Annotated in this window: 17 protein-coding genes and 1 pseudogene; 7 read left to right on the top strand and 11 right to left on the bottom strand. The window is 59.6% G+C overall.

From position 1 onward, the window contains the following. From C6W55_RS18255 to C6W55_RS04200, 3 genes and pseudogenes are all read left to right on the top strand, one after another. A pseudogene (locus tag C6W55_RS18255) lies at positions 1–169 on the top strand (IS4 family transposase); the annotation flags it as partial. 105 nt (positions 170–274) lie between these two features. Next, positions 275–2,710 (top strand): O-antigen ligase family protein, encoded by a 2,436-nt coding sequence (locus tag C6W55_RS04205; protein ID WP_286891642.1) that lies wholly within the window; start codon positions 275–277, stop codon positions 2,708–2,710. A gap of 130 nt (positions 2,711–2,840) precedes the next feature. Further along, positions 2,841–4,412, top strand: a complete 1,572-nt coding sequence (locus C6W55_RS04200) for an S-layer homology domain-containing protein (protein WP_286891640.1) — start codon at positions 2,841–2,843, stop codon at positions 4,410–4,412. Between the two features lie 62 nt (positions 4,413–4,474). Here C6W55_RS04200 and galE read toward each other — a convergent pair whose 3' ends face one another. The 4 genes from galE to C6W55_RS04180 form a co-directional block, all read right to left on the bottom strand. Next, positions 4,475–5,497 carry a UDP-glucose 4-epimerase GalE gene (gene galE / locus C6W55_RS04195; RefSeq protein WP_286891639.1) on the bottom strand — a complete coding sequence of 341 codons (1,023 nt, stop codon included), beginning with the start codon at positions 5,495–5,497 and terminating at the stop codon, positions 4,475–4,477. 232 nt (positions 5,498–5,729) lie between these two features. Further along, positions 5,730–7,427 carry a glutamine--tRNA ligase/YqeY domain fusion protein gene (locus C6W55_RS04190; protein ID WP_483316348.1) on the bottom strand — a complete coding sequence of 566 codons (1,698 nt, stop codon included), beginning with the start codon at positions 7,425–7,427 and terminating at the stop codon, positions 5,730–5,732. A 132-nt stretch (positions 7,428–7,559) separates the two neighbouring features. Continuing rightward, positions 7,560–8,657, bottom strand: coding sequence for an asparaginase (locus tag C6W55_RS04185; RefSeq protein ID WP_286891635.1), 1,098 nt, complete (start codon positions 8,655–8,657; stop codon positions 7,560–7,562). Positions 8,658–8,683: 26 nt separating this feature from the next. Beyond that, the gene (locus C6W55_RS04180; RefSeq protein ID WP_286891633.1) at positions 8,684–9,145 is read right to left on the bottom strand and encodes a glutathione peroxidase; all 462 of its coding nucleotides are present in this window, start codon (positions 9,143–9,145) and stop codon (positions 8,684–8,686) included. A gap of 334 nt (positions 9,146–9,479) precedes the next feature. On the opposite strand from C6W55_RS04180, the gene C6W55_RS04175 reads away from it, so the two are divergent. From C6W55_RS04175 to C6W55_RS04160, 4 genes are all read left to right on the top strand, one after another. Then, a complete protein-coding gene (locus C6W55_RS04175) occupies positions 9,480–10,022 on the top strand; it encodes a DoxX family protein (protein WP_015256645.1) in 543 nt (180 codons plus the stop codon). 181 nt (positions 10,023–10,203) lie between these two features. Beyond that, positions 10,204–10,785, top strand: a complete 582-nt coding sequence (locus C6W55_RS04170) for a thioredoxin family protein (protein ID WP_286891629.1) — start codon at positions 10,204–10,206, stop codon at positions 10,783–10,785. A 28-nt stretch (positions 10,786–10,813) separates the two neighbouring features. Continuing rightward, positions 10,814–11,611: a Nif3-like dinuclear metal center hexameric protein gene (locus tag C6W55_RS04165; protein WP_286891627.1), complete on the top strand. Its 798-nt coding sequence runs from the start codon at positions 10,814–10,816 to the stop codon at positions 11,609–11,611. A gap of 177 nt (positions 11,612–11,788) precedes the next feature. Further along, positions 11,789–13,036 carry an MFS transporter gene (locus C6W55_RS04160; protein WP_286891626.1) on the top strand — a complete coding sequence of 416 codons (1,248 nt, stop codon included), beginning with the start codon at positions 11,789–11,791 and terminating at the stop codon, positions 13,034–13,036. A gap of 190 nt (positions 13,037–13,226) precedes the next feature. Here C6W55_RS04160 and rbsK read toward each other — a convergent pair whose 3' ends face one another. The 7 genes from rbsK to C6W55_RS04125 all read right to left on the bottom strand — a co-directional run bounded on the left by rbsK (position 13,227) and on the right by C6W55_RS04125 (position 17,405). Then, positions 13,227–14,150, bottom strand: a complete 924-nt coding sequence (gene rbsK / locus C6W55_RS04155; RefSeq protein ID WP_286891624.1) for a ribokinase — start codon at positions 14,148–14,150, stop codon at positions 13,227–13,229. Then, the gene (locus C6W55_RS04150) at positions 14,147–14,296 is read right to left on the bottom strand and encodes a hypothetical protein (RefSeq protein WP_286891622.1); all 150 of its coding nucleotides are present in this window, start codon (positions 14,294–14,296) and stop codon (positions 14,147–14,149) included. Before C6W55_RS04150 ends, rbsK begins: the two co-directional genes overlap by 4 nt. Continuing rightward, on the bottom strand, positions 14,283–14,561 hold the full coding sequence (locus C6W55_RS04145) for an ADP-ribosylglycohydrolase family protein (RefSeq protein WP_286891621.1): 279 nt from the start codon (positions 14,559–14,561) through the stop codon (positions 14,283–14,285). The genes C6W55_RS04150 and C6W55_RS04145 overlap by 14 nt, the downstream gene beginning before the upstream one ends. A 151-nt stretch (positions 14,562–14,712) precedes the next feature. After that, positions 14,713–15,402, bottom strand: coding sequence for a FadR/GntR family transcriptional regulator (locus C6W55_RS04140; RefSeq protein WP_286891619.1), 690 nt, complete (start codon positions 15,400–15,402; stop codon positions 14,713–14,715). Between the two features lie 88 nt (positions 15,403–15,490). After that, a complete protein-coding gene (locus C6W55_RS04135) occupies positions 15,491–15,889 on the bottom strand; it encodes a type II toxin-antitoxin system death-on-curing family toxin (protein ID WP_286891618.1) in 399 nt (132 codons plus the stop codon). Between the two features lies 1 nt (position 15,890). Next, positions 15,891–16,181 carry an AbrB/MazE/SpoVT family DNA-binding domain-containing protein gene (locus C6W55_RS04130; protein WP_286891617.1) on the bottom strand — a complete coding sequence of 97 codons (291 nt, stop codon included), beginning with the start codon at positions 16,179–16,181 and terminating at the stop codon, positions 15,891–15,893. A gap of 258 nt (positions 16,182–16,439) precedes the next feature. Continuing rightward, positions 16,440–17,405: an NAD(P)/FAD-dependent oxidoreductase gene (locus C6W55_RS04125; RefSeq protein WP_286891616.1), complete on the bottom strand. Its 966-nt coding sequence runs from the start codon at positions 17,403–17,405 to the stop codon at positions 16,440–16,442. Positions 17,406–17,413: the final 8 nt, after the last annotated feature.

The following is a 17,413-nucleotide window of genomic DNA, read 5'->3' as shown; positions in this document are numbered from 1 at the left end:
GGTGGACTGGGTCGCAGCGTTACAGCAATTGGTCGATTTGATCCATGAAGTCGCTGCAAAAGCAGGCAAAAAGCTTTCGGCGTTTATTCAGCGTCAACTCAAGGAGTGGATTGCTGCTCTGCCCAATGACATCAAGGCTTATCTGCCTATTTCATGCTGCGAAAGTTGAGTAAACAACTTCAATGAGCTATAAAATAGGATGTGCGGCAACATTAAATTTTGAGCGTCAATTGGCTTTGAATTCTATTTCAAATTTTTGTAGGGAGTCTTGCGAATGAAGAAAATTTCAAGTAAAAAGGATCACCTTAAATTTAGCGATTTCTCGCTTCTTCACAGCGCTTTAATTATTGGTATTTCGATTTTTTTTATTTTTTTTCCTTACAGTCGCGGCCTGTTTAATAGCTTTTCTTACGAGTTTGAACCAGCAATATATGAAGCAATGCTCTTTGTATTCGCCTTGTTCTTTTTAATGATCGCACGATTGTTTTTCATATGGAAGGTTGATCAAATTTCCGCAATTTATTCCTTAGGAATTTTGTTGATTCCTCTTTTTTATTGGATTTCTTCCTTCCAGGCCGCATCTTATCATAATGCGATCTTAATGGTACTTATTACGTCCTTGCTGGCATGTCAATTTATCATGGGCTTATACTTGGGAACAACTCCTCGCTCCCTTGAGGCCCTTCAATGCGCACTTTTGTTATCCGGATATGCAATCGTTCTCTATGGCACCGGTATTATGCTGGGGCTGGTATACACGAAAGATGCCATTTGGTTTACCAGCGGAACTTACCGGCTTACATCTGTATTCCAATATTCCAACACGTACGCCGGTTTTCTGCTTGCTCTGCTTATGGGTGCTCTGTTCATGTCTATCAACGCCAAGCGAACATGGCTTGCGTTGGCCAATGCCGCAATGCTTGCACCCATCTGGATGTCGCTGATGCTGACCTATTCCCGCGGGGCATTGATCTTCATTCCGCTCCTGGTTCTGGTCATTCTCTTCTTCTTGCGTCTGGATCGCCAGGTTGCATTTGTCATCACTTTCATCGGCTCGGCGCTCGTGACCGTATTCACCTTGAGTCCGATTACCGAGCGGTATATTCAAATTGCTCAAATTGTCATGCCCAAGGCAGAAGGGGAGCCAGCGAACTTGTTGTCCGTGCAGGATTCGCTGGTGTGGCAGACCGCATTGATCCTGCTGCTCGGATCGCTTATATGCTCGCTCCTTGTCTGGGGAATCCGGGCACGATACTCGTGGCTGGAGAATCGATTATCCGCACTGTCCGGCCGGAAATTCGCACCATATATTGTCCCCGTCGGTTTGGGAGGAGCCGGCATTGTCGGACTTCTGTTGATGCTTGGAACCGGGATTGCGAGTTCCATCCTGCCCTCAAGCATCGCCGAAAGACTTCAAAATATTAACTTTCAACAGCATAGTGTACTTGAACGGAAGACGTTCTATGTCGATGCGCTGAAACTGACATCCGACTATCCGCTTTTTGGCTCCGGCGGAGGCGGTTGGAGTGCGCTGTACGAGAAATACCAGAACAACCCGTATGTCAGCCGGCAGACGCATAGCTTCTTCGCACAGACGCTTGTCGAGATCGGTTGGGTAGGCTTTTCGATACTGCTGCTCTTGCTGGGCGTCATCTTCTTTCGTTACCTGATTAATTATTGGCGGGAAAGAGAGCGGCAGCCGGGCCATTTCATCTTTTTCATTCTGGCTTTCACATTGCTCGCGCACAGCCTGATCGACTTTGACATGAGCTATGTTTATATCGCGGGTTTGGTTTTCTTCTCAGTAGGCGTTATGGGGGCGGTCTACGATAAAAAGATCTCCTTGACGTTCATGACGTCCAAAATTTCTTCCTATACGCGAATCTTGTACCATGGAGCGTTGGCTGTAGTAACCCTCGTCTTAATCGTCCAAGCCTACCAAGAGTATGCCGGAAGCCAATATTTTAATCGTGCAATCTATATGGCAATACATGAGCAGCCGCCGCTGGACGAGTTGCTTGTTCCGCTGGATCAGGCCATTTCCTTTTCGCCCCGGCACCCGGCTTATCTTGTCACCAAGATTGACTGGCTGGGGCAAGCCTACCACCAGACCGGTGATCGTTCTTATGCATTGCAGGCAAAGGAATTAATTGAGCAGATCAAATCAACCGAGCCTTATGATCGCCAGATCATTTTGTCTGAATACCGCAACCATAAGGATTTGGGAGAGTATAATGAATCGATAGAGGCTCTGGAAGAAGGCATCTCGAAATTCCCTTGGGACATCAAGTTCTATGAAGCCGCGATCATGGAATATGCGGTTAACGGAAACAGTGTGAAGGACTCTGATCTTGTCAAAGCACAGACCTATTGGAAACGGGGTATGGAACTCTATGAGGAGGTCCTGCGACGTAAGCAGTTGTTGGCGTTATTGCCAAAGGAGCAGTCTCAAGGACGTGACTTCGACGTCACGCCTTTCATTAGACAAGCAGTAGGGCAAATTTTATTTGGGCAAGATCGTTATGAAGATGCTGTTTCTATGTTAAAACCAATGGTTGAAAATGATTTGAGTGATGTATACAATAGGATTGGCGTTCGTTACTATCTGGCAGCTCTGCATATGTTGGGGCAATCGGATGCCGAATTACTGAATCGCTTGGTGGAAGCCGATCCGAAAGAGAAAATGTATCTGGATTCGCTCTTACAGTAACTGCCGGTCATTGTGAAATTTGGGTTCGAATCTATGAATAATAATCCGTTCCAATTCACTTCCATTTCGACAATTTGTGCAATATAATAGTGTTGTTCTTTGTAATTGACTCGAAAGGAGGTGAAAATGAATGAAAGCATTGGTCCAACGCAAAACTGCTGCACTCGTAGCGTTCTTCATGATCGCATCGATGCTGTTCCCGATTGCGGCTTTTGCTGCGAAAGGTTTTATCAACCTGACGCACAATGCCATCGCCAAAAAAGTAACGGGCACCGTGTATACCGATACGTATCACGGTGAAGGTGTATCGCCGGTAATTGCTGTTTACGATAAGGACGGCAATCGCTTGGATACGAGCGTATCTGTCACGTATCTCTACTTCGATCCGAACAACGATCACTATTACTACAGCATCGAAGTAGATGCGTCGACATACGGCGCTACATACTTCCCGCTGAATATCCGGTACTATTACGAAGGTGCAGCATCCAGCGTATATGAGGGCGCTTATGTTTATGCAGGCGTAGTAGTTCCTCCGATCTTCGGCGGCATTGGCGGTGGTGACACGAACCCGGCTGACGGTGTAGTGAAAGCCAATCCGGACGGCACGGTTGACGCCAACGCGCTGAAGAAGGCACTGGAGAGCGGTTCTGCGATTGTCGAGATCACTGGCGAAGTTGCGAAGCTTCCGGCTTCCGCTCTGACGGTAGGCGGTGTCGTAACGATTGTTTCGCCGCTCGGCTCGTATGAACTGCCTCTGGACGAGCTCGACCTGGAAGCGCTGGCTGAAGAGCTGGGCGTTTCGATCGATGATCTCTGGATCGTCGTGACGATTGCCGAACTGGAAGGCGCAGCCAAGGCAGCAGCCGAAGCAGCCATCGAGTCGGCAGGCGGTGAGGCTGTATCCGCGATCGTCGATTTCAAGCTTGAAGCCGTAGCTGGCGACAAGTCGGTTGAAATCAACAAGTTCAGCAAGTTTGTGAAGCGTACCCTGAACCTGACGGGTGAAGGCGACAACCTCGTCGCTGTACGGATCAAGGGTAACTCGGTGAACCCGATCCCGACGAAGGTTGGCGAGGAGGATGCTGCATTCTTCAGCAACTCCAACTCGATCTACGCCATCATCGATGTGGCTCCGAAGTCCTTCTCGGACCTGCGGAACCACTGGGGTGTCAAGGACATTCACACGCTGGCGAACAAGCTGATCGTCAACGGCACCGGCGCTGGCAAGTTCGAGCCGAAGCGTGATGTCACGCGTGCGGAATTCGCCGCGATGATCGTCCGCGCACTCGGACTCCAGGCTTCCGGCGAAGCTAGCTTCTCCGATGTCGCTTCGTCCGCTTGGTATGCTGAAGCTGTAGCAGCTGCTGCAGAAGCAGGCATCGTCAAGGGCGACGGCACCGGCAAGTTCCGTCCGACGGACAAGATTACGCGCCAAGAGCTGGCTGCTATGGTCGTTCGCGCCCAAGAGCTGGCAGGCGTTGAAATCGATCTGTCGAACTCGGAAGTTGCAGCTGTGCTGGCTGGCTTCAAGGACGCAGGTCAGATCGGCAGCTGGGCAAGAGCGGAACTCGCGGCAGCAATCGAATCTGGTGTTGTAGCAGGCACGACCGCTAATACGGTTTCGCCGAACGCTACGGCTACCCGTGCAGAAGCTGCTGTGATGATCATCCGCCTGCTGAACAACGCTGACTTCATCTGATCGGATGATCGTCCAACAAAAAGGAGAGACCCTCCGGGTCTCTCTTTTTTTGTTCCTAATATTTATTCCCCGCTGCCGTACCCGTTCGGATTCTGCCGCTGCCAGCGCCAGGCGTCGGCGCACATCTCGTCGATGCCCCTCACGGCCGCCCAGCCCAGCCCTTCGCGCGCGGCGGACGGATCGGCGTAGCAGACCGCGACGTCGCCCGGCCGACGGCCCACGATGGTGTACGGGATCGGCCGGCCGCTGACCCGCTCGAACGCGGCCACCATTTCCAGCACGCTGTACCCCCGCCCCGTGCCGAGGTTGTAGACGTGGTATCCCGGATTGGTGAGAATTTTGTCCAGCGCCTTCAGATGGCCATCCGCCAGGTCGACGACGTGGATGTAATCCCGGACCCCCGTCCCGTCCGCCGTCGGGTAGTCACCCCCGAACACGTTCAGCCGTTCCCGCCGGCCGACGGCGACCTGGGAGATGTAGGGCATCAGATTATTCGGAATGCCCTCCGGGTCCTCTCCGATCCGCCCGCTTGGATGCGCCCCGACCGGGTTGAAGTAGCGAAGCACCGCGATCCCCCACTCCGGATCGGCCGCATGCAGATCGCGCAGAATGAGCTCGCCCATCCACTTCGTCCGGCCGTACGGATTGATCGGTCCGAGCGGCGAATCCTCGGTGAGCGCGCGCGGCGAGTCGGATGCGGCATAGACGGTTGCGGACGAGCTGTAGACGATCTTTTTCACCCCGAACTGCCGCATCGTCTGACAGAGCTGGATGGTGCCCGCGATATTATTCCAATAATACTCAAGCGGTTTCTCGACCGACTCGCCGACGGCCTTCAGCGCGGCGAAGTGAATGACCGCCTCGACCTCATGCTCGCGGAACACTTGCTCCAGCGCGGGCTTGTCCAGCAAATCAACCTGATAAAACGACACCTTCCGCCCCGTAATCTCCTCGACCCGTCGAACCGCTTCAACATGGCTGTTCGTCAGATTGTCCACCACCGCGACATCATACCCCGCGTTCAGCAGTTCGACGCACGTATGGCTGCCGATGTAGCCGGCGCCTCCTGTTACGACAATCGTCATGATCGCCATCCTTTTTTGTCAGGATTCTATGACCATTCATGTTTGTTTCTTCCAGTCTATCATAGAACAAGCAAAAACGGCTGGCGCCGTCCCTCATGGGCAGGCGCGTCCGTTTTGCGATGAAAGATAAGCTGATGATAAGTGTGAAACTTATAAATTCTTATCTTTTGCAAAAGCCCGAACCGCAAGCGTTGACAGAACAAGCTTGCCGGCCCGGGCCATGACCAACCCGTTATTTCACCTCAAACGAACTCTTCAGCGATACGATGCGGTTGAACACCGGCTTGCCGGGCGCCGACAGCTTCGGGTCGACGTTGAAATACCCGTGCCGGAAGAATTGGAACTTCTGCTGCGGCTCGACGTCCTTCATGTTCGGCTCGACGAACCCGTGCAGCACCTGGAGCGAGTTCGGGTTGATCCGCGAGAGCAGCGACCGGTCTTCCGCCGGCGCGGCGTCCCCGTTCTCTTCGCCTGCTCCGGCCTCGGGCTCCTCGTCCACGGCGTTCTCATCCAGCAGCAGCGGCTCGAACAGCCGGAACTCCGCCGGCACCGCATGCGATGCCTCGACCCAGTGGATTGTCCCCTTCACCTTCCGCCCCGTGAACCCGGAGCCGCTCTTCGTCTCCGGATCGTAGGTGCAGCGCAGCTCGATCACGTTGCCGCTTGCGTCCTTCACGACTTCCTCGCACTTGATGAAGTACGCGTGCTTCAGCCGCACTTCGTTCCCCGGATAGAGCCGGTGATACTTCGCGGGCGGATTTTCCATGAAGTCGTCCTGCTCGATGTAGATCTCCCGGGAAAACGGAATCTGCCGCTCGCCCATCTCCGGGTTCTCGGCGTTGTTCTCCGCGGGGAGCCATTCGATCTGACCTTCCGGGTAGTTCGTGATGACGACTTTGAGCGGCCGCATGACCGCCATCGTGCGCGGCGCCTTCAGCTTCAGATCCTCCCGGACAAAATGCTCCAGCATCCGCGGATCGACGACGCCGGCGCTCTTCGACACCCCGGTCTCGCGGACGAACGCCCGGATCGCCTCCGGCGTATAGCCGCGCCGCCGGAGCCCGCTCAGCGTGTACACGCGCGGGTCATCCCAGCCGTCCAGCACGCCGGCTTCCACGAGCTGCTTGATGTACCGCTTGCCGATGATCGCGCCCTTGATCTGCAGCTTCGCGAACTCGTACTGGCGCGGCTGCGATTCCATCTCGCACTCCCGGATGACCCAGTCGTAGAAGGGCCGCTGATCTTCGAACTCGAGCGAGCAGAGCGAATGGGTGACCCCTTCGATCGCGTCCTCCAGCGGATGGGCGAACGTATACATCGGATAAATGCACCACTTGTCCCCGGTGTTGTGGTGATGCGCATGCAGCACACGGTAAATGACCGGGTCGCGCATGTTGATGTTCGGCGACTTCATGTCCACCTTCGCGCGCAGCACCCGCTCGCCGTCCTTGAACTCGCCCCTCCGCATCCGCTCGAACAGGTCGAGGTTCTCCTCCACGCTGCGGTTCCGGTACGGGCTCTCGATGCCCGGCTCGGTCAGCGTCCCGCGCGTCGCCCGGATCTCTTCCTGCGTCTGGTCGTCGACATAGGCGAGCCCTTTCTTGATCAGAAGCACCGCACGGTTGTACATTTCCTCGAAATAGTCCGAAGCATAATAGAGGGCGTCCCATTCAAACCCGAGCCACTCGATGTCCCGCTTGATCGCCTCGACGTATTCCACGTCTTCCTTCGTCGGGTTCGTGTCGTCGAAGCGCAGATGGGTGCGGCCACCGTAGGCGTCGGCGATGTCGAAGTTGATGATGATCGCCCGGGCGTGGCCGATGTGCAGATAGCCATTCGGCTCGGGCGGGAAACGGGTGACGACGGTTTTGACCCTGCCCTCCTGCAAATCCCGTTCCACAATGGTGCGGATGAAGTTCGAAGACGTCATGTTCTCCACTCAGACCAACCTTTCCGGCGCAAATAAAACGGCTGGCGCCGCCTCTTGGGCGAGCGCACAACATCTTATCCTATTTATGATACACAATTCTCCGCGGAAAAATAAGGGGGTACGCGCTTCGGCTCACCAATCCCCGCCCTCGTGATGCTCGAAAAACACATTCCGGGCCAGGAACGCTTCCCGCTCCCGCACCGTCTCCGGATCCCGCCCCGGGTACGTGCCGTAGGCGGCCATCAGCTTGACCAGGGCCGCCTCCGGCACGATGCGCGCGAGGCCCCGCACGCCCGCCTCGGCGATCTCGTGCGCCGAGCGGTAGCGCGCGCTGTCCGCCGCCTTGACCGGCGCGAGCCAGACGTCGATGCCGAGCGCGGCGCACCGCGCCGCGAACGCGGGCAGCGACGACTCGTACGCGCCGGCAGCCGCGCTGCACGCCGTCGCCGAATGGTACAGGCCGTGCAGCACCGCCGCGGGCCTGCGCGGCAGCCGTTCGAAGTCGTACAGGCCGTAGTCGAGGCCGGGATACGGACGGATATAGACGATATCCGTCGCGAAGCCGAGCCGCTCCGGCGGCAAGCCGGGCTTGCGCACCGCGCGCAGCGCCGCCACCGGCGGGTTCACCGCGTGCTCGTGCGGCACGAACCGGCCGTCCAGCATATGCCCGAGCGGCGCGCCGTACGTCGGCGCGAACTGGTCGTCGAACGGGCGGGCCTCCGCCATCCGCGTGCCGAGCATGACCGGCATCTCGCCCCGGTCGTTCTCGAAAACCGCATAGACGCCGGGCAGCGCCGCGTCCACGATGAAATCGACCGCTGCGGCGAAGTTCCGCAGCCCGTTGCTGCGCGGATCTTCGAGCGGACGGTTCGCCGCCGTCAACACGACCGGCAGCCGGACGTCCGCGAGCGCATAGCCGAGCATCGCCGCCGTGTACGGCAGCGTGTCCGAGCCGTGCGTGACGATCGCGCCCGCGAAGCGCTCCGGCTCCGCTTCGAGCCGCTCGCGCAGGCAACGGACAAGCGCCAGCCAATGCACCGGCATCATATTCTCGCTGAGCAGCGTCATCGGCTGCGCCGTATCGAAGCGGATCTCCGCCGCCCAGGGGCCCGCAGACTCCCGGTAACGCTCAAGCAGCGCATTGCCTGTGCCGCTGTCGACGTCGACGACCGCGCCGGACTGCCGGCTGCCGATCGTGCCGCCGGTGAAGACGACCAGAATCTCCGTCACCTTGCCACACCCCCGAACGAAAAACGCTACAGCAGCGCCTCGATGTCCCCGGCCAGCTGATCCGGCGTCACCTTCGGCTCGTACCGGCGCACCAGCCGCCCATCGCGGTCGACGAGAAACTTCGTGAAATTCCACGGAATCCGCTCATCGTCGCCGCCGGTCAGATGCTTGAACAGCGGATGCGCCCCTTCGCCGCGCACGTCCACCTTCGCGAACATCGGGAACGTCACGCCGTAATTCCGCGTGCAGAACGCGCGGATTTCCTCATGCGTGCCCGGCTCCTGCCCCCCGAACTGGTTGCAGGGAAACCCCAGCACTTCAAAGCCCCTGTCCCTGAACCGGTCGTACAGCTGCTGCAGCCCTTCATATTGCGGCGTCAACCCGCAGGCGCTGGCCGTATTCACGATGAGCAGCACCTTGCCCGCGTAATCGGAGAGTGAAACCTGCCTGCCGTCCAGCGTCTCCGCCTCGATTGCGTGCACCGTCATGCCGCGTCCCTCCTGCCTTTTTTACCCACGAGTCTACCATCCGCGGCGCACAGGGTCAAACGGGCTCGCACAAAAAAAATCCGCCTATTGTGAAATTTTTCACGATATTTGTGATTTTTATCACATACTTTGCGTGCCATCCATATTACACTGAAGACGTAAAGAACAAGATCAATCATCCGCAGCCGAACCGGCGCGGCAAGCAAGGGAGAGGATCAGCGATGCAGCGGTCCCGGCCATCCACCGATCGGCAATGAACGAACATCCCGAACCGGCAAGTCGATTCCAATCGGCGTTTTGCTTCCGGATCAATCTTCATAAGGAGTGAACGGTCATGATGAAATTCTGGCGAGAAAATGTTTATGCAGCGGGCGCGCTCCTTCTGCTTCGGTTGTACATCGGCTGGATGTGGCTCGAGGCCGGCTGGCACAAAATGACCGGCGGGTTCGACGCCGCCGGCTTCCTGACCCGGGCGGTCGAAAACCCCGTCGCCGACAAGGCGACCGGCGCGGCGGTCTACCCGACGTACACGGCGTTCATTGAGCACTTCGCGCTGCCGAACGTCAAGCTGATCAACTTCCTGATCCCGGTGGGCGAGTTCCTGATCGGCCTCGGCCTCATCCTCGGCGCACTGACGACGGCGGCCGCCTTCTTCGGCCTGATGCTCAACTTCCTGTTCCTCTTCGCCGGAACCGTAAGCACGAACCCGTGGATGGTGCTGCTGGGCGCGCTGATCTTCATCGGCGGCGCCAACGCCGGAGCGTTCGGCCTCGACCGTTGGCTGATGCCGATCCTGCGGGCAGGCTGGAAGAAAATCTTCCGCCGCAAGGACACCCTCGGCGGCGGCACGACGGATGCGGCGCCCAAAGCCGTCTGACGTGCAAGCCACCCTTGGCATAATCCATCAACACACACACGAAGGAAGCGGTCCCCGTTCGGAGGACCGCTTCCTTCGTCACCGCCGATCCCCGGCAGCTCAATTGAAATGTTCCGGCCCGAGCGCCGCATTACAAACCGCCGGAATTGCTGTATAATGGGCGGCAAGGAGGGTGATAACCATGGCTTTCACACTGCAGATCGGCGAGCAGGCCCCCGATTTCCGCCTGCCCGCAACGGACGGCCGCACCTGGTCGCTGGATGACTTCAAGGACGCGCGCGTGCTGGTCATCTTTTTCACATGCAACCATTGCCCGTATGTCATCGGCTCGGACGAAGTGACCCGCGCGACCGCGCTCAAGTATGAGCCGCACGGCGTCCGCTTCGTCGGCATCAACTCGAACAGCGAGAATACGAAGCCGGAAGACTCCTTCGAGAACATGGTCAAGCGCATGGAAGAACACCGTTTCCCCTGGGTTTATCTGCGCGACGAGACACAGGAAGTCGCGAAGGCGTACGGCGCGCTCCGGACGCCGCATTTCTACGTCTTCGACGAGAACCGCAAGCTGGTCTACACGGGCCGCGGCGTGGACAATCCGCGCGACACGTCGCAGATGACCGTGAACGACCTCGACAACGCGCTCGCGGACGTCATCGCCGGCCGGCCGGTCGCCGTGCCGCTGACGAACCCGATCGGCTGCAACGTGAAGTGGGACGGCAAGGACCCGCACTGGATGCCGGTCGAAGCCTGCGACCTCGTCTGATTTGAATGCACGGGAGGAGAGCCGGCCGATGCGCACGACCGTCGGGGACGTGATCACCGCGCTGACGGCGCCTGCCGGACAGCTCGGACAGACGGTGGATGAGCTGCTCTTCGGCGATCCGGAGGCGGAAGTGACGGGCATCGTGACGGCGTTCATGCCGACGCAGCGGGCGCTGGAGGAAGCGCACGCGGCGGGTGCCAATCTCGTCATCGCCCACGAAGGCCCGTTTTACAGCCACCACGCCGAATTTGCGAGGACCCTCGAAGAAGATCCGGTTTACCAAGCGAAAAAAAACTTCATCCTCGAGGCGGGACTGGCGATTTATCGGCTCCACGACCACATCCACCGGTACAGTCCGGATGGCATCGCCGAAGGCCTGATTGAAGCACTGGATTGGACGCGCTTTGCGGTCCGGCATCTGCCGGCGGCGGCGGTCATCGAGCGGGAAGTGACGACCGTCCGGGCGGTCGCCGATGAATTGAAGCGGCGCCTCGGCCTGCCCGTCGTCCGCGTCGCCGGAGACATCGGCGCCCCCTGCCGGCGGATCGGCCTGCTCGTCGGCAATCGCGGCGGCGGAGCGAACGCCATTCCGCTGTTCGAGCAGGAGCGGCTTGACCTCGTCATCTGCGGCGAAGGCCCGGAATGGGAGACGCCGGAATACGTCCGGGACGCCGCGCGGCAAGGCCGGGCGCGGGCGGTCATCGTGCTCGGCCACGCCGAGAGCGAGGCGGCGGGCATGCGCCTGCTCGCGAGGCGGCTTGCCGCCGCGTTCCCGCACATCCCCGTCCGCTGCGCGGACGAGGAACCGGTGTTCACCTGGATATAGAAACCATTGAAGCCTGCCGGCTGTCCGGACATTGTCCGCCGCCGATGCAGGCTTCGTCCTTTTTTGTACTGTATGAAAACATCCCCCGCAGCGCACGATAACCTTGTTTGTTGTGCACCATACCGGTCGACCGGATGCGGCACATGCCCGACAAGACCCGGAAATGGAGGATCCGGTGTGAGCCGAACCAAACGAAGCGCGCTGCTCGCGCTCAGTTCCATCCCGCTCATCATGACGCTGGGCAACTCGATGCTCATTCCCGTGCTGCCGGCCATCCGGCGCAAGCTGGAGCTGACGCCGCTTCAGACCAGCCTGATCATCACCGTCTTCTCGGTGATGGCGATCCTCTTCATCCCGCCCGCGGGCTGGCTGTCGGACCGGATCGGCCGGAAGCGCGTCATCCTCCCGTGCCTCGCCCTGGCCGGCATCGGCGGCGCCGTCTGCACCGCCGCCATCATCTGGCTCAAGCACCCGTACCCGTACCTGCTGGCCGGACGAATTCTGCAGGGCATCGGCGCCGCCGGAGCGGCGCCCATCGTCATGCCGCTCGTCGGCGACATGTTCAAGAGCAAGGAACAGGTGAGCGAAGGTCTCGGCCTGATCGAAACCTCGAATACCTTCGGCAAAGTGCTCAGCCCGATCATCGGCTCCGTCCTCGCGATGCTGGCCTGGTACGCGCCGTTTGCGGCCATTCCGGTCTTCGCGGCGGTCGCGGTGCTGCTGGTGGCCCTGCTGGTCCGCGCACCCGCGAAGAAGGACGAGCCGCAGCCGCTGCCGGCGTTTCTGCGCACGCTGCGGCGCATCTTCCGGCAGAAAGGGCGGTGGCTCTTCGCCGTCTTCGCCCTCGGCGGGCTCGGCATGTTCATCCTGTTCGCCAGCCTCGTCCACCTGTCGGATGCCCTCGAGGACCGGCTCGGACTGGACGGCGTGTGGAAAGGCGCCGTGCTCGCCCTCCCGCTCGCCGTGCTCTGCACGGCCTCCTACGTCACGGGCAAGCTGATCGGCGAGCGGAAACGCCGCATGAAGGTGATCGCCACGGCCGGCTTTGCGCTGTCGGCCTGCGCGACGGGCGCCTGCGCCGCCGCGGACGGCATCTGGCTGCAGCTTGCCCTGTTCAGCGCCGCCGGCCTCGGCATCGGCGCCGCCCTGCCCTGCCTCGACGCTTTCATCACCGAAGGGATCGACGAGGCGCAGCGCGGCACCGTGGGCTCATTCTACAGCAGCATGCGCTTTGCGGGCGTCGCCCTCGGTCCGCCGGCCGCCTCGCTGCTCGGCCGGCCGAACGCCGATCCGCTGTTCTGGTGCCTGGCGGGAGCCGGAGCCGTCTCGGCGCTCGTGGCGTGGCTCGCCATCCGCCCGGGCGAGCCGAATCCCCGCGTGTACACGGGGCCGCGGCTCGTCGGCCGGCCTTCGCCCAGCCGCTGAACCGGCAGCCATCCGGCTTGAAAAAAAGTTTCAAATTGTCATGAGCTTCTAAGCCGGCATACAACCTCATCCTGGACGGGAGTCAACGCTTCCCCCGGATGGAAATCGGAAGAAAGTGACCGTCAACCTTGGCAGGGGACCGGTTACTTTCTTTTTTTGTCATGGTGGTCGAAAATGAACCTCAGCAGCGTCAACAGGAACGTGACCCGGACAGCAGCCGCTCCACCTCGTCCCGGGACGGAATCGAAGCCTGCGCACCATGCCGGGTAACGGCCAACGCCGAAGCGGCCGCCGCAAACCTGAGCGCTTCCATCACCGGCTTCCCTTCGCTTGACGCCGCCGCCATGGCGCCGATGAACGTGTCGCCCGCCGCCGTCGTGTCCACCGCCCGGACCTTGAAGGCCGGCACATGGACGGATTCGCCGTCCCGGCCGGCCCGGACGCAGCCTTTGTCGCCGAGGGTGACGACCACCTGCGTCACGCCGGCCTCAAGCAGCCGCCCGGCCGCCCGCTCCGCATCCTCCGCGCCGGACACTTTCGCGCCCGTGATCACCTCGATCTCCGTCTCGTTCAGGATGCACGTGTCGATGAGCGGCAGCAGCTCCGGCTCCGGCTTTACGGCCGGGGCGGGATTGAACCAGACGGGAACGCCCCTCCGCTTCGCCTCCCGCATGACCGCCGCGGTGGTCTCCCGGTCGATTTCATTTTGCAGCAGGACGGCATGGGCTTCGTCCCAGGCGATCCGCCCTTCGATCTCGCCGAACGCGAACGCTTTGTTGCTCCCGCCGGCCAGCACGATATGGTTCTCGCCCGACCGGTCCACCGTGATGATCGCCAGCCCCGAATGGCCTTCCTTGCGCAGAATGCCCGCGGTATCCACGCCGCTGCCCGCCAGATTGTCGATCAGCGTCTGCGCGAAGCTGTCCGTGCCGACCGCACCGACCATCTGCACGCTGGCGCCGCTGCGGGCGGCCGCCACGGCCTGATTGGCCCCCTTGCCGCCCGGCTGGTAGCCGACGCCCAGACTGTGGATCGTTTCCCCGGGCCGCGGGAAAGCCTCGACATTCGTCACCAGATCCATATTGATGCTGCCGACGACGACGATCTTCTTCATCGTTCCATCCCGTCCTGTACGGTAAATGATATGACGCGGAATTCGCCGACGCTGCCCGCGGCGTCCCGCAGCGAGGCAACGCCGTACATGCCGTGCGCGTATTGCGCGTCCTCCGCCTCCACCACCAGCTTATCATCCACGTACAATTTCAGGGAAGCGCCCCGGACGATCATTTTCAAGGCATAGGTCCGGCCGTGCTCCCAGGGGAAGCTCGCCGACGCCAGCTCCGTCCAGCCGAAATCGTTCTTCCTCGTCCCAATCCGCCTTGTACCATCTGGTCATGATCGACTCGACTTTCCCATATTGCTGCTGAATCTGGGCGAAGGTCAGCTTCTCGACCGGCGCGCCCATCGCGTCTCCCAGCGCGACGCCGGCCGCGACCCCTCTGACCCGGTCCTGAAAGGTTGTCATCCGTCACAGGCTCCCTCTCGAAGATCATGCTTTTATTTTAACAGATCGTTCGCGTACTCCGTGATTTCCTTGCCGCCGCTTCCGTACCAGGCGTCGACGAACTTCTATTGGATCGCTGGGTGATCCAATTTTGGCAAAAAAGAAAACTTCATCAAGCGAGCTGCCTCACCAGAATGTTCTCTTTGACCTTGCCCAGGTGGTACAGCAGCGCGGCCTTCGCCTGCTCGGCATCCCTCCGCTTGATCGCTTCGACGATCTGCAGGTGCTCCTTGTACACCTCTTCGCGGCGGCCGGCATTCTGCAGCGTCTTGCTCAAGGTCCGGCGGAGCAGATCCATATGGAGCTCCATCATGTTGACGAGCACGACGTTGTGCGACGCCTTCGCGATCGACAGATGGAACGCCTGGTCCGGACGCGTATGATCTTCCTCGTCCGCGTCGCCCCACCGCTCGAACGCGGCGACGATATCCGCGATATCCTCGTCCGTCGCCCGCTGGCAGGCCAGCTCGACGATGCCCGTCTCGAAAATTTCGCGCGCTTCGAGCAGCTCGATGATCGTCGCGCGTTCGATATTGTCCAGAATCCGGTTCTGATCATCGACGGACTCGATCGAACGGGACAGGTACCTGCCCCCGCCGGGCTTCGTTTCGATCAGGTTCTCCCGCTCCAGGATGCGGAACGCTTCGCGAAGGGTTCCCCGGCTGATGCCGAACGCCTGCGCCAGCTCCCGTTCGGTCGGCAAGAGGTCCCCCGGCTTCAGATTGCCTTCGATGATCATCTCTTTGATCTGTTCGATCACGTTTTCATAGACTCTTTGATATTTGACTTTCTTGATCGCCATAAGCGGTTTCTTTCCAGCCCTTCCCCGAAAATTGGTCAATTGGGTGGTCCAATTTTTATCTAGAGGACAACCCGAAACGGGAAAGGTGTCAATGGGGGCGTTCGATGCCATGTTTCTCAAAAATTTCAGCGATCTTTTTCAAATCATATGCCCCTTTTGCGATATCAACGACGAACGCTACGGCATAACCGCGTTCCATCTGCAGATGGAACCCGTTGATCCTGAGGAATGATTTCGTGACGGTGTACGCCGTCCGTTTGTTTCCATTATGAAAACAATGATTTTTTACCAAAGACTCGATAAGCGCCGCTGCTTTGTCAAATAGAGTTGGATAAGCGTCTTCTCCCGACACGCTCTGCATGGGTCGATACACCGCGGATTCCAGCAGCCCGTGATCCCTTACGCCGGCCTGGTCCGAGTCATTCATTCTTCTCATGATAAAATAGTGCGCCGCGATGATCTCTTCCTTGGTCAGGAAAATGGTCATCTCATCGATTCCTCAAATCTTCAAGAATTTCCCGATCCTCTTCAAATACTTCGAAAAAAGCCTCCAGCACTTCGGGACGCACATTGGCGGGCAGTTTTCCTTCGCGCACTTTCTTTAACACCACTTCACCGCGATCGTTTTCAAAAAATTCGATCTCGTCCCCTTGCGATATGTTCAATTTATCCGCAAGGTTTTTGGGCAGACTGACACCCAGACTGTTTCCCATCCGCCCTACTTTGCGAATGTATCGTGACTCAAAACTTTTGTCTTTTGCCAATTTGGTCACACCCATCGCTTTGGTTTCCTCCTTTCTACAGTATGATTCTTGTTTAAATTGTTATACTTTATAACCGTAATAACGTCATAACGTACTTCCAGTCTATCAAAATTTCATCCACCTTACCACCGGTGACCGCATGCTCTGCGACTGAAAAAGAGAGCCTCGGTACGGACCATTCCGCAGGCATACATCCGCCTTCGGCATGCAGAAGCCCCGGCCATCATCCGGCCGAGGCTCCTTCCACGGCGGTCGGCTTGCCCCGCCTTCTATTCAAGATCCCCGCGGCGCCAGCGGCAGCGGCTCGCGCAGCGTCAAGCTCTTGTGCATCCAGATGGCCGCCTGGAGTCCGTCCCCCATCGCGATCGCGGTCTGCTCCGAGTGCACCGTCACGTCGCCGGCCGCCCACACATGGGGGACGCTCGTCAGCTTCGTGCGCGGATCGACCTCGATATGGCGGCTTGAAGCCAGCCGCGCGCCGAGCATGGCCGCGAGCGACGAGCGGACCTCGTTCCCGCCGAACCCGAGGAACGCGCGCTCCGCCTGCAGCTCCGTGCCGTCCGCCAGCCGGACGCCGCGCAGACGGCCCTCGTCCGCCAGCAGCTTCGCAACCGGCGTCTCGATCATCGGGATGCCGGCTTCCCGCAGCCGGACGGCTGCGGCCGGGTCGAGGGCCTTAAGCTCGTGGTTCACGTAGACGATGTCGCGCGTCCACGGCGTCAACTCAAGCGCCAATTCGGCGCCCGCGTCGCCAGCGCCGAGCACGAGCGTGCGGCGGCCGATCGTCTCCCAGCCGTCGCAATCCGGACAGATGAAGACGGTGATGCCGAGACATTGCTTCAGCTCCGGCCAGTCCGGAATCCGGTCCTTCACGCCGGTCGCGATCAGCAGCCGGAGCGCGCGCACTTCCGCGCCGCCCTCCAGCGAGACGACGAACTGGCCGTCCTCATCCGGACGCCCGCCCGTTCCGCCGCCGGCCGGCTCACGCCGCACCGCCGTCGCGACGCCGCCGATGAACGTCACGCCGTACCGGCTCGCCTGCTCCCTCCCCGCGCGGCGCAGCGTCTCCCCGCTCACGCCTTCGGGAAACCCGAGCAGATTGTGATATCCACGGCACAGCGAAGACCGGCCGTCTCCCGCATCCACGACCACGACCGTATGCCGGTACCGGCCGAGCTGGATCGCCGCCTGCAGGCCCGCGATCCCGCCGCCGATAATGGCGCATTCGTACACGCGCACGGCAGAAG

This window comes from Thermobacillus sp. (genome assembly GCF_003390775.1).
Taxonomy (GTDB): domain Bacteria; phylum Bacillota; class Bacilli; order Paenibacillales; family Paenibacillaceae; genus Thermobacillus; species Thermobacillus xylanilyticus.
This window is presented reverse-complemented; position numbering and strand designations above follow the sequence as displayed.